General features: G+C 70.0%; 11 protein-coding genes. 8 read left to right on the top strand and 3 right to left on the bottom strand.

Annotated elements, in window-relative coordinates; translation table 11 throughout:
* The first annotated feature begins 11 nt into the window (after positions 1–11).
* Genes NVV90_RS10050 through NVV90_RS10040 form a run of 3 tightly spaced genes read left to right on the top strand, consistent with a single transcriptional unit; the run spans position 12 to position 2,157 of the window.
* A complete protein-coding gene (locus tag NVV90_RS10050; protein ID WP_258440998.1) occupies positions 12–812 on the top strand; it encodes an ABC transporter permease in 801 nt (266 codons plus the stop codon).
* A 56-nt stretch (positions 813–868) separates the two neighbouring features.
* Complete coding sequence (locus NVV90_RS10045) at positions 869–1,489, top strand: L-threonylcarbamoyladenylate synthase (RefSeq protein ID WP_258440997.1); 621 nt, start codon at positions 869–871, stop codon at positions 1,487–1,489.
* 2 nt (positions 1,490–1,491) lie between these two features.
* Positions 1,492–2,157 (top strand): alpha/beta family hydrolase, encoded by a 666-nt coding sequence (locus NVV90_RS10040; protein WP_258440996.1) that lies wholly within the window; start codon positions 1,492–1,494, stop codon positions 2,155–2,157.
* A 20-nt stretch (positions 2,158–2,177) separates the two neighbouring features.
* Here the strand turns inward: NVV90_RS10040 and NVV90_RS10035 are convergent, their stop codons facing one another.
* On the bottom strand, positions 2,178–2,858 hold the full coding sequence (locus NVV90_RS10035; RefSeq protein WP_258440995.1) for a DUF2306 domain-containing protein: 681 nt from the start codon (positions 2,856–2,858) through the stop codon (positions 2,178–2,180).
* 113 nt (positions 2,859–2,971) lie between these two features.
* On the opposite strand from NVV90_RS10035, the gene NVV90_RS10030 reads away from it, so the two are divergent.
* From NVV90_RS10030 to NVV90_RS10020, 3 genes are all read left to right on the top strand, one after another.
* Positions 2,972–3,685 (top strand): TetR/AcrR family transcriptional regulator C-terminal domain-containing protein, encoded by a 714-nt coding sequence (locus tag NVV90_RS10030; protein ID WP_258440994.1) that lies wholly within the window; start codon positions 2,972–2,974, stop codon positions 3,683–3,685.
* A gap of 113 nt (positions 3,686–3,798) precedes the next feature.
* The gene (locus NVV90_RS10025; protein ID WP_258440993.1) at positions 3,799–4,584 is read left to right on the top strand and encodes an alpha/beta fold hydrolase; all 786 of its coding nucleotides are present in this window, start codon (positions 3,799–3,801) and stop codon (positions 4,582–4,584) included.
* A 38-nt stretch (positions 4,585–4,622) separates the two neighbouring features.
* Positions 4,623–5,516 (top strand): hypothetical protein, encoded by an 894-nt coding sequence (locus NVV90_RS10020; protein ID WP_258440992.1) that lies wholly within the window; start codon positions 4,623–4,625, stop codon positions 5,514–5,516.
* Between the two features lie 31 nt (positions 5,517–5,547).
* Here the strand turns inward: NVV90_RS10020 and hrpB are convergent, their stop codons facing one another.
* Together hrpB and ribA are read right to left on the bottom strand one after the other, a co-directional pair.
* Positions 5,548–8,238 carry an ATP-dependent helicase HrpB gene (gene hrpB, locus NVV90_RS10015; protein WP_258440991.1) on the bottom strand — a complete coding sequence of 897 codons (2,691 nt, stop codon included), beginning with the start codon at positions 8,236–8,238 and terminating at the stop codon, positions 5,548–5,550.
* A 59-nt stretch (positions 8,239–8,297) separates the two neighbouring features.
* Positions 8,298–10,193 carry a GTP cyclohydrolase II RibA gene (gene ribA / locus NVV90_RS20970; RefSeq protein ID WP_309304110.1) on the bottom strand — a complete coding sequence of 632 codons (1,896 nt, stop codon included), beginning with the start codon at positions 10,191–10,193 and terminating at the stop codon, positions 8,298–8,300.
* Between the two features lie 134 nt (positions 10,194–10,327).
* Here ribA and NVV90_RS10000 point away from each other — a divergent pair, with 134 nt between their 5' ends.
* Both NVV90_RS10000 and NVV90_RS09995 read left to right on the top strand, forming a co-directional pair.
* Positions 10,328–10,867, top strand: a complete 540-nt coding sequence (locus NVV90_RS10000) for a MarR family winged helix-turn-helix transcriptional regulator (protein WP_258440990.1) — start codon at positions 10,328–10,330, stop codon at positions 10,865–10,867.
* A gap of 53 nt (positions 10,868–10,920) precedes the next feature.
* Positions 10,921–11,805, top strand: coding sequence for a MoxR family ATPase (locus tag NVV90_RS09995; protein WP_258440989.1), 885 nt, complete (start codon positions 10,921–10,923; stop codon positions 11,803–11,805).
* Positions 11,806–11,819: the final 14 nt, after the last annotated feature.

The following is an 11,819-nucleotide window of genomic DNA, read 5'->3' as shown; positions in this document are numbered from 1 at the left end:
GCTGGCCGTTGATGGCCTCGGAGCTGACCGTGCTGTTCCGCCGGCTCCGCACGTGGGCGATGCTTCTCGCGCTTGCTGCGATCCCCATCCTGATCGCCGTGGCCGTCCGGGTCACCTCCCGGCCCGCCACGCCGGGACGCGGGCCGCTGTTCCTGGACCGGATCACCCAGAACGGCCTCTTCGTGGCCGTCACGGCACTGGTGGTTTCCGTGCCGCTGTTCCTGCCGCTGACCGTGGGCGTGGTGGCCGGCGACACGATCGCCGGCGAGGCCAGCCTGGGGACTCTCCGGTACCTGCTGCTGGCGCCCGCCGGCCGGGTACGCCTCCTTCTGGTCAAATACACCGGGGCGGTGGTGTTCTGCGCAGCCGCTACGGCGACCGTCGCGGCGGCGGGCGCCCTGGCCGGCGTCGCGCTCTTCCCCGTGGGACCGGTGACGCTGCTGTCCGGTGACACGATCGACGTCGGCGAATCCATCGTGCGGTCCCTGCTGATCGCCGCCTACATCACGGTGTCCTTGCTGGGGCTCTCGGCCATCGGCCTGATGATTTCCACGTTCACGGACGTCCCGGTGGGCGCCATGGCCGCCACGATCGTGCTGTCCGTGGTCTCGCAGGTCCTGGACAACCTGCCCCAGCTGGACTGGCTGCACCCCTGGCTCTTCAGCCACCACTGGCTGGGCTTCGCCGATCTGTTGCGCCAGCCGATCTCGTGGACCTCGTTCGGCGAGAATGCGCTGCTTCAGGCCGGCTACATCGCCGTGTGCGGCGCCATCGCCTACGGAAAGTTCTCTACCAAGGACGTCTTGTCCTGAGCCGGCTTTGTGTGGGGCCTGGGCTCTTTGTCCTGGGCCTGGGCTAGGCTCTTCGCATGGCCAGATACTTCGACGTTCACCCCCAGGATCCCCAGCCGCGCGCAATCGGCCAGATTGTCCAGATGGTCCGGTCCGGCGGACTGATCGCCTACCCCACCGACTCCTGCTATGCGCTTGGGGCCCAGCTGGGCAACAAGGAGGCCCTGGACCGCATCCGGACCATCCGCCAGCTGGACGACAAGCACCACTTCACGCTGGTCTGCAAGGACTTTGCGCAGCTGGGGCAGTTCGTGATGATCGACAACGACGTGTTCCGTAGCATCAAGGCCGTCACTCCGGGCAGCTACACGTTCATCCTGCCGGCCACCCGGGAAGTCCCCAAGCGGCTTCTGCACCCCAAGAAGAAGACCGTGGGCGTGCGAATCCCGGACAACAAAGTGGTGCAGGCACTCCTGGCCGAACTCGGCGAACCGTTGCTCTCCAGCACCCTGTTGCTGCCCGACCAGGACGAGCCGCTCACCCAGGGCTGGGAAATCAAGGAACGGCTCGACCATGAGGTGGACGCCGTGCTCGATTCCGGCGACTGCGGCGCAGAGCCCACCACCGTGGTCGACTTCTCCAGCGGAGTGGCCGAAGTGGTGCGGCGCGGAACGGGCGACCCGTCCCGGTTCGAGTAGACATGACGGTGAACGAATCCCCCGTTAGCATCGCCGTTGGCGACGTCTCCGTTTCAGGCGTCTACGCGCGGCCGGAGAAGCCTTTCGCGTCCTTGGTCATTGCCCACGGGGCCGGCGCCGGCATGGAGCACCCGTTCCTGGCAGGTTTCGCCCGGGCCTTGAACGACGACGGCGTGGCCACCCTACGCTTCAACTTCCCCTACCGGGAGGCCGGCAGAAGGTTCCCTGACCGTCCGCCCGCGGCAATTGCCGCCTGGCGGGCCGCCATGGACCTGGCCAGGGCCAGCTCCGACGGTGAACCCCTGTGGGCGGCCGGCAAATCGTTCGGCGGCCGCATGGCATCCATGGCCGTGGCAGAGGGCATGCCGGCCGCCGGCTTGGTCTACCTCGGCTACCCCCTGCACCCGCCGGCCCAGCCGGAAAAGCTCCGGGACGGGCACCTCTACGGACTCACCGCGCCCATGCTGTTCCTGCAAGGCACGCGGGATACGTTCGCGACGCCGGAGCTCCTTGAGGGAGTGGTGGGCCGCATCGGGCCCAACGCAACACTGCAATGGCTGGAGGGCGGCGACCATTCCTTCGACGTTGCCGGGAAGAAGCGTCCAGCTGCCGAGGTGGGGGCATCCCTGGCCACTCCAGTGGCGGCATTCATGCGGGCGCACAGCTGATACTGGCACCGGGTGGCCTGTCATCGACTCGCGGAAGGCTGACTCGTCGAGCGCCGATGAATGACAGACTCGGCCACCGCAAGGTTGATCACCCAGGAGGCACCCATGAGCACCGCACGGGTTGCCTCGTCGGCCGGGCCTACGGCAAGCATCCAGGAGAGGAACACCACGGCTTGGGTTCCTGCGCCCAGGGCGATCGCGTAGGCGCGGGTCATCCACGCGCTGTGCCTGACGAAATCCCGCCGGCGAACCGCCAGAAAACCCAGGATGATGCTCGCCGCCATGGCCGAGCCAAAGATGAGGCGGAGAACGAAGAGAGCCTCGCCGTCACCCGCCGGAAGGGCATAGAACATCGACATCCACAAGCCCGAGAATGCAGCGAGCAGGCCCGCGGGCACCAGGATGCGTCCGGCGATCCGGTGCCACCGGCGCCTGCCGCGCCGAAGGGAAGGGACGAACTGGAAAGCCCCGAGCAGGCAGTAAACGGTGACACTGACAATGTGCGTCACCACCGGGATGGGCGAGGCGAAGAACCGGACGTTCTGCGGCGTCACAGCGGCGCCACCCGTTAGTTCGGAGAGACGGGCCGCCCCGGCAATCACCGGGATGAGGCTGAGAAGGATCAACGCGGCGGGCACGGGCCACTGCGCCCGGCGGCGGCTGCGAAGTACGGGGATGGAGCTGGCGGTTTCCGATGTCATGGCTTGCCCTTGGGCTCAGTGGTGTACGGCGTACACCTTATGAGTCACAGGCTAGGTGTACGTTGTACACTTGTCAACGGAGGGCCGAGCAACACTTTTGGAAGGCGATTCAGATGACCCAGCACATGGAGGCAAGCCGACGGCTGCCGCTGAACCGGGACCGCGTGCTGCTGGCCGCCGTCGCGCTGGCAGACGAGGTGGGCATCGAGGCACTCAGCATGCGTCGGCTCGCACAGGAGCTCGGCGTTGTTCCCATGGCGCTCTACAAGCACGTCGCCAACAAAGAGGAACTCCTGGACGGCATGGTGGACACCATCGTCGGCGAAATCGACCCTCCCGTCCCCGATGCCCACTGGAAGAGCGCGGTCCGGCTGAGGGTGCTCTCGGCCAGGCGCGCACTCCTGCGGCATCCCTGGGCCCGCCCGGTGGTCGAGACCCGCACCAACACGACGCCGGCCGTGCTGGAGTACATGGAAACGTTCGTGGGAATGTTTCTGGCAGGCGGATTCTCCGCGGACCTCACCCACCACGTCATGCATGCCATCGGCAGCCGCATGTGGGGGTTCACCCAGGAGGTGTTCGACGACTCAGCGAGGCAGAACGGCACAGAGCAGCCAAGCTTAACGGTCGAGGCCCGGGCCGCCGTGGCCCGGCAGATGGCAGAGAGCCATCCGAACCTCTTTCAGATCGCCATGGCGGCAGCACATGACGACGAGTCCGTCGTCGGGCACGGCTGCGACGACCAGTTCGAGTTCGAATTTGCCCTCGACCTGCTCCTTGACGGGTTTCAGGGACTCCACGAGCGGAACTGGACGTCAGTCGGCTAGGCCGCTCGAGTCGAAAGAGGTACCTCGTTCGTCTTGACCCCCGGCGGACAGAGTCAGAGAGTTAGGGAAGTCCGGCACATCGAAGCGTGGAACAAACGCCAGGAGGATCCGTCATGTCCGAGTTCGTGACGTCGAAGGACGGCACCCGCATCGCCTACGAGCAGGACGGCGAAGGCCCGGTGGTGATCCTGGCTGCCGGGGCGATGCAGTTCAGGGGCTTTGATCCCCGGACCGTCCAGCTGGCCAAGGATGTGGCCGCGCAAGGGTTCACGGTGGTCAACTATGACCGGCGCGGACGCGGCGAAAGCACCGGCGCGTCCTCCTTCACCCTGCAGGACGAGATCGACGACCTCGCCGCCCTCATCAACAGGGCGGGCGGACAGGCGGCACTGTACGGCAGCTCTTCCGGCGGTGCCATCAGCCTGGCAGCGGCGGCAGCGGGACTCCCCATCACCAAACTGGCGCTGTGGGAGGTCCCCCTTGGCGTCGAGAACGGCACGGACGCCGCGGCCTTCCTGGCCGGGCTGCAGGAACGCATCGACGCCGGCGACCGCCCCGGCACCATCGAGTACTTCATGAAGGACATGCCCGCGGAATGGCTCGCCGGCGCCAAGAACAGCCCAGGATGGCCCATCATGCTCGGACTTGGCCCTAGCCTCCGCGCCGACTCGGAATCACTTGCCTGGGCGCAAACAGCCCCGCGTACGGAACTCTGGCAAGCCATCACCCAGCCCACGGTGGTCATTCTCGGCGAAGGGGCCCTTCCGTTGATGACGGCGGCCGCCGATTCGATCATCGCCAATCTGGCGAACGCGCGCCGGCAGACCGTTCCCGGCGCGAACCACAGCTGGGAGCCAGCGGCGATGGCAGGCACGCTCGCCGGATTCTTCGCAGAGTAGCCCTCATCATGCTGCCGTCCGAAGCCGAGGGGTGAGGGATGGACCTCGCCGACATCGCCGTCGAGCTTTGCACCCTGCTCCCTACGGAGTTCACTGCTACGCGAGACACCCGGGCCAAGGAAGCCAAGTCCGGAGGCGACGCAGAGCTGGCCCGCCGGATCGGCCGCCTGCCCAAGCCGTCGGTCCCGGCCTGGGCCATCAACATGCTCGCGAAGCAGCGCCCGGCGGAAATCGACGCCGTCGTGGAACTCGGCGCGGCCCTGCGCACGGCCCAGGAGGATCAGGACCGCACCGCCCTCCGGGAGCTTGGCCAGCAACGGCCGCGCGTCCTGGCCGGTGCCGTCGCGCAGGCCCGCGCGGTGGCCGACGGCCTCGGTGTCAGGGTGAGCGACGCCGCGGCGGGCGAGATCGAGCGCACGCTGCGTGCCGCCATGACGGATCCCCGTGCCGCCCAGGCTGTCCGCAGCGGCCAACTGGTGCGTGCGCTCGCCACGGAGGGAATCGACGCCGTTGAGATTGATGATGCTGTTGCCGTGCCGAGGGCGCTCCCCCTGGCCACAACGCCGCCTGGGGCAGCCCCTGGTACGGCGCGTCCGGCGGAACGTGCCCTGGCGGCGGTGCCCGGGACCGGGGAGCGCCTGCGCGTCAGCGCGGAGGCCGCCGTCCAGGAGGCGGAACGCAGTGCTGCCACGGCAGACGCAGAGCTCGCCGACGCCGAGCTCCGGCTCGCCGAGGCAAGGTCCCGGCGGGACCAGCTCGCTGCCGACGTCCGGCAGGCGAAGGAGGAGCTGGCCCGGCTGCAGCGGGAGCTGGCCAGTGCGGACCAGGAGGCCGCGGCCGCCGGGCGGGGCCGCACCCTCGCCGGCCGCCGCGCCGAGCGGGCGCGCAAGACTGCCGAAAGAGCGCGGGGACGGCTGAAGGATCCGGGCTGAAGCCCGGCCGGCCCGGCGTCGGCGGCCGGCCTCACATCCTGGCCTTGGTCCTCGCCGTTGCCTGGGCCGTCCACGGATCCTCCGGCCACGGGTGCTTCGGGTAGCGGCCCCGCATCTCGGCACGGACCTGCGCATACGGTCCGGACCAGAACGACGCCAGATCGTCGGTCACCGCCAAGGGCCGCCGGGCCGGCGAGAGCAGGTGGAACAGCACCGGCACACGCCCACCCACCAGCCGCGGTGTCTCGGCCCAGCCGAAGCATTCCTGCAGCTTGACCGCCACCACCGGACGGCCGCCGTCGTCGTCCACGTCCGGGTAGTCGATGCCCACGCGCGAGCCGCTGGGCACCTCAAGCCGCTCCGGGGCAAGTTCGCCGAAGCGGGCTGCCTCCGGCCACGGCAGCAACCGCCGCAGCGGATCGCCGAGGTCTATCCGGTGGGTGGCGGCACCGCCGGCCAGGGCTTCGAGCTCCGGCGCCAGCCACTCATCAAGGCGACCCAGCAGGGCGGGCTCCGAAACGTCCGGCCAGGGCTCACCCAGTTCCCGGTGCAGGAGGGCCATGCGGCGCCGCAGGGCATCCGCCGCCGCCGACCAGCCGATCATCCCCAGCCCCTCGGCTTCCAGGGCGCGGGCCACCGCCGTTCTCCCCTCGGCCGCGGATGCCCGCACGGGTGTGGAGGACAGCACGATCGCCCCCAGCCGGCGTTCCCGCCGGGCCGCGACCTTGCCCTGGCTGAACTGCGCTTCCACCGTGTCCGTCAGGAGGTGCCGGGCGGCCTCTGCCGCTGCCTCTGCCGAGAGCGGCGCCGCGGAACGGATGACGGCACCGGTCCCGGCCGCGTCCCGCCCTTGCGCACGGGACACTTCGGCCACGGCCAGCCACTCGTGCCCGGTCAATGGGCTGCCTGCAGGCAGTCCCGCCTGCGTGCCGGAGGACAGCAGGTACCGCTCAAGCCCTGCTCCCGCGACGCGGCGCGCGACGCGGTCCGGGAAGGCAAGCGCGACGACGAAGCCGAGGGCCTCCGCCGCCGTCACCGGCGCGGCGGAGGAACGCACGACGCCGGAGCCCTCCTGGCGTGCAATCGCCTCCATCCGCCGGACTTCCTCCGCCCAGCGCCGGGCCGCCGGATCCTTGCCGGAGCGAAGGGCGGCCAGCAGCCGCGGGAGATCAGCGCCGGGGGCGCGCTGATCGCCGGAGACCAGGGCGACGGCCTCCGCGGCGGTACGGTGTCCGACCACGGCGGCGCCGTCCAGCAGGGCACGGGCAAGCCGTGGCTCGGCGGGAATCCTGGCCAGGGTCTTGCCCCGCGCCGTGGCGAGTCCGTCCGCATCCACGGCGCCGAGTTCCCACAACACCTCCATGGCCTCGTCCATTGCCGCGCGGGGCGGGGCGTCCGGGAGGGCGAGGTCCCGTCCGCCGGGCGCTCCCCAGCAGGCCAGGAGCAATGCCGCTCCGCTCAGGTCCGCCACGGCGATCTCCGGGGTCTGGTGCGCGGGTGCGGCCCCGAAGGCCTTCTCGTCGTAGCAGCGGACCACTTTCCCGGGCCCCTGCCGGGCCGCGCGCCCGGCGCGCTGCTCGGCGGACGCCCGGGAGCAGGACACGGTCACCAGGCCGGACATGCCGCGGTTGGCGTCGCGGCGCGGCTCACGGGACAGCCCGGCGTCGATGACCAGCCGGACGCCGGGAACCGTCAGGGAGGATTCGGCGAGCGCCGTGGAGACGATGATGCGTGCCGGTCCGCCGGATTCGCGGCCGGACACGGCGCGGTCCTGTGCTGCCGGCCCGGCCTGGCCGTGCAGTTCCAAGACCTCGACGCCGGCAGGGACCCTGCTGCGCAGCCGGGACGCCACATGCGCCACTTCCCAGGAGCCGGGGAGGAACACCAGGGCGTCGGTGCCGGGATTCCCGGCGAGCGCCTCGGCGTGCGAGGCCGCGGCCGTGTCCGCGACGTGGTCGAGGAAGGCACGGGCCACTCCCCGTCCGTCCACCCGCGGGACCGGGGCCGGTGCCCACGCAGTTTCCAGGGGGTACAGCGCGGAGGGGCAGTCGACCACGGGAGCCGGCCGGCCGCCGTCGTGGTCTCCGAGCAGGGCGGCGAAGCGCGGCGCGTCCAGGGTGGCGGACATGGCTACGAGCGTGAGGTCGCCGCGCAGTTCCCTGACCTCGGAGAGCATGCCGAGCAGCAGGTCGGTCTCCAGTCCGCGTTCATGGACTTCGTCGAGGATGACCGCGGTGATGGTGCCCAGCCCAGGGTCGTCCAGCAGGCGGCGCAGCAGGATCCCCGGGGTGACGAACTCCACTAGGGTGTCGGGGCCGGCCTTGCGTTCCCCGCGGACCGTGTAGCCGACACGGTCCCCGAGCGCGCTGCCGTCCAGGGCCGCAAGGCGCCGGGCCGCCGAGCGGGCGGCGACGCGCCGTGGCTGGGTGACGACGACGCGGGGGACCTTCTCCGCTGCTGCGGCGCCGGCCCTCGCGACGCCGGCCCCTGCGGTGCCGGCCGCGAGGTTGGCCAGCAGCGGAGGGACAAGGGTGGTCTTGCCCGTGCCCGGAGGCGCCTGGACCACGGCCGTGCCGGCCGGGCCTCCCGCGCCCAGCGCCGCGGCGAGATCACCCAGCGACTCCGCAAATACCAGGCCGGCCCCGATGGCGTCCAGGTCAAAGAGCCGGCGGGCATGGTTGCGGGCGTGGGCCGGGGCGGCAGGGGCGGGGCGTGAAGTCACCCCTTCATTGTCCCCCGCCCAGTGCCCCCCGCCCGGCGGGCCCTCGGGCGTTCCGGCTCCTAGAAGGAGGGGACCGTGTATCCCAGGCCCAGAAGCCCCCGGCCTGCCTGCTCCAGGATCGGATCGATGGTCAGCGTCGGGTGGTTCAGCAGGACGTTCACGTCGCGCTGGATCCGCTGGAGCGGGTGGGCGAGGCGGTGGATGCTGCCACCTGATCCCGAGGTCACCAGACGTACGGCCTCGGCCGATGCCTCCCCGCTGAGGGCCAGCGCGAGCCGGCTTGCCGCCCGTTCCTCGTCCGTCACTGCCGAGGGCCGGCGGCCATGGGAGGAGGCGACCACCCGGACTCCTTCTTCCCATTGCAGGCGTGCCGTGGCCAGCAGTCCGTAGGCCTGCGCGAAACGGGCCTGCGCCAGCGGCGAATCCGCCTGACGGTTCTCCACGGTGTTCTTGACCTTGCGCACGATCATCCGCTCGCGGAACAGCTCGACGGCGTACTCCGCCGCTCCCAGCGCGGCGGCGGGTGCCACCATGTTCAGGAGCGCGGCCATCGGCGTGTGGAGCACGGGGTCCTGATGGATCCCGCTGCCGGGGTTGTCCGCCGCGCTCAGCAGCGCCCAATCGGCCACCCGGCGCTCCGGGACAAACAGCCGTTCTGCGCGGAGATCGTTGCTGCCTGTTCCGCGAAGGCCGGCCGTGTGCCACACGTCCAGCAACTCCAGATCAGCCACGGGCACCAGGCACTGCAGCCGTGCGCCGTCGTGTTCCACGCCCAGCAGGGCCCACTCGGAATGCATCACCCCGGAGGCGAAGCTCCAGCTTCCGGTGATGGAGTAGCCGCCCGGGACCCGCACTGCCGAACCGATGGGGGCATTGGTGGCGGCGGCCAGGGGCGCCGGACCGTCCGCGAAGACTTCATCCTGGACTGCGGCGGGCCAGCGGGCGAGCATCCAGACGTGCTCGCTCAGATGGCCTGCGGTCCACGCCGTGGACGCGCAGCCCCGGGCCAGCCGCCGGATGACTTCAGCGTAGCTCTCCACGCCCATGCCGAAGCCGCCCACGGCTTTCGGAGCCAGCATCCTGAAGACTCCGGCCTCCGCCAGTTCCGCCATGGTGGCTTCCGGCAGGCGACGCAGGCTCTCCGTTTCCTCCGCACGCTCCCGCAGCCGCGGAACGAGTGCGTCCACCCGGGCCAGCATGTCAGCGTGGCTGGGGATGGGCTCGCTCAGGACGGGCCCGACGTCGGCCGGAAGGGTGAGCGTGTGGGCCGTGTGGTCGCGTTTGGCGGCCAGGTAGCGGCGGTTGGCCGGGGACAGGTGGACTCCCGTGGGCACCTGTTCGGCGACGCCGATCCCCAGGCCGGTGAGCTGCGCGGCCTTGTCCGGGTTGTTGCTGAGCAGCCGGACCGTGCCGGCGCCGACGGCCTGCAGCATCTGGGCGGCGGCCGTGTAGTCGCGCTCGTCCTCCCCGTGGCCAAGGGCAAGATTGGCTTCATAGGTATCAAGCCCGGTGTCCTGCAGGGCGTAGGCGTCAAGCTTGGAATACAGGCCAATGCCTCGGCCTTCCTGGCGAAGGTAGAGCAGGAAGCCGCCGGCGCCGGAGATCCGTTCCACGGCTTCGCGCAGCTGCGGACCGCAGTCGCAGCGCTCGCTGCCGAAGACGTCGCCGGTGAGGCATTCGCTGTGCAGCCGGACCAGGGGCCCCGCGCTCCCCTCCGCCGGCGCCGGCAGTGCCTGCTCCCAGTCCCCGAAGGCAAGCAGGAGGTGTTCCTTACCGTCGGCCAGCCCATGGAAGGTGAGGACCTCGGCCACGGCGGTGAAGCCGTCCGGGAAGCGCAGCGGCACGGTCACCCGGCTGCGGACACGGGCCGGGGCTGCAGCCGCAGCCTGCGCCGGAACAGGAGCCAGGGGCAGTGCAGCTGCCGGCGGGGCGACGGTCTCGCAAAGAATGGTCATCTGAGGCTCCTGCCATAGAGACTGGGGAATTACTTGAAGATTGAAGCTAACCGTAGCCGCAATTAGTTCACGATGCAAGTAAATCGTCGTCCATATAACTTCACGCGTGAAGTTATATGGACTATGGTTGCGGCATGGATACTGCTGCGGAAACCACCATGGAAACCACCATGGAAGCCACCCTGGAAGCGGCTGCGGAGCCCCGGTGGCTCAACAGCGATGAGCGCGACACGTGGCTGGGCCTGGTGGGCGTCCTGATGCGGCTCCCCTCGGCCCTTGACGCCCAGCTTCGGTGCGATGCCGGGCTCAGCCACTTTGAGTACATGGTTCTCGCCGGCCTCTCCGAGGCCCCGGAGCGCACGCTGCGGATGAGCGAACTGGCCGGCTTCACCGAATCGGGCCTCCCCCGCCTGTCCCAGGTGGTGGGGCGGCTGGAGAAACGCGGCTGGGTCCTCCGCTCCCCCAACCCGAGCGACGGCCGGATCACCCTGGCCACCCTCACAGACGACGGCTGGAAGAAGATCGTGGAATCGGCACCGGGGCATGTCCAGGCCGTCCGGTCGCTGGTCTTCGATCCCCTCACGAAGGCGCAGTCCCGCCAGCTCGGCGAGATCGGCCACCGCATCCTGCGTGCCATCGATCACCAGGAGCGCTGCCCCGGCAACACCGGTTAAGGTTCTCCGCGCGGACGGGCCCCGGATCCCGCGCGCCACCCTATGCTGGTGCCATGACGCAGCTGCCCGTCGGGTCCCCCGAAGCACTGGCCGGCATGCTGGCCTCCACCGGCTACCTCGCCGACGAAGGCCTGGCCACCATCGGCTACCTGGCCTTGGGCATGGAACGGCCGCTGCTCCTGGAGGGCGAGCCGGGCACCGGCAAGACATCCCTGGCCGAGGCCCTGGCGCAGGTCTTCGGGCTGCCGCTGATCCGTCTCCAATGCTATGAGGGCATCGATGCCACGCAGGCCCTGTATGACTGGGACTTCACGGCACAGATCCTGCACCTGCGCAGCGTGGAAGCCGGCGGCGGCGCGGGCTTGAGCGTTGCCGAACTGGAGCGCTCCCTGTACGACGAGCGGTTCCTCCTGGCCCGGCCCATCCTGAAAGCCCTGCAGAAAAGTCCGGCCGTGCTGCTGATCGACGAAATCGACCGCGCCGATGACGAATTCGAAGCGTTCCTCCTCGAGGTCCTCTCCACCTACCAGGTGTCCATCCCGGAGTTTGGCACCGTCAGGGCGGAGACCGCGCCGGTGGTGGTCCTGACCTCCAACCGGACCCGGGACCTGCACGACGCCCTCAAGCGGCGGTGCCTCTACCACTGGATCGACCATCCGGGCCTGGCCCGCGAGGTGGAGATCGTGCGGACCAGGCTGCCCGAAGTTCCAGCGCTGCTGGCCGAGCAGGTGGTGCGCGTGGTGCAGCAGATCCGGGCCTCCGATGACATCCTGAAGCCTCCAGGCGTGGCGGAAACCCTGGATTGGGCCCGGGCCCTGCACCGCCTTGGCCGGGCCGAACTGGACCTGGCTTCGGCAGCGGCCAGCATCGGCGCCCTGTGCAAGTACCGCGAAGACACCCAACGCGTTTCGGCAGCGCTGGCCCGGATGCTCGGCTAGGCGATGACGGCCGC

This window comes from Arthrobacter sp. CJ23 (assembly GCF_024741795.1).
Taxonomy (GTDB): Bacteria; Actinomycetota; Actinomycetes; order Actinomycetales; family Micrococcaceae; genus Arthrobacter.
The sequence above is the reverse complement of the archived record's forward strand: the minus strand, read 5'-3'. Positions and strand labels throughout refer to the sequence as shown.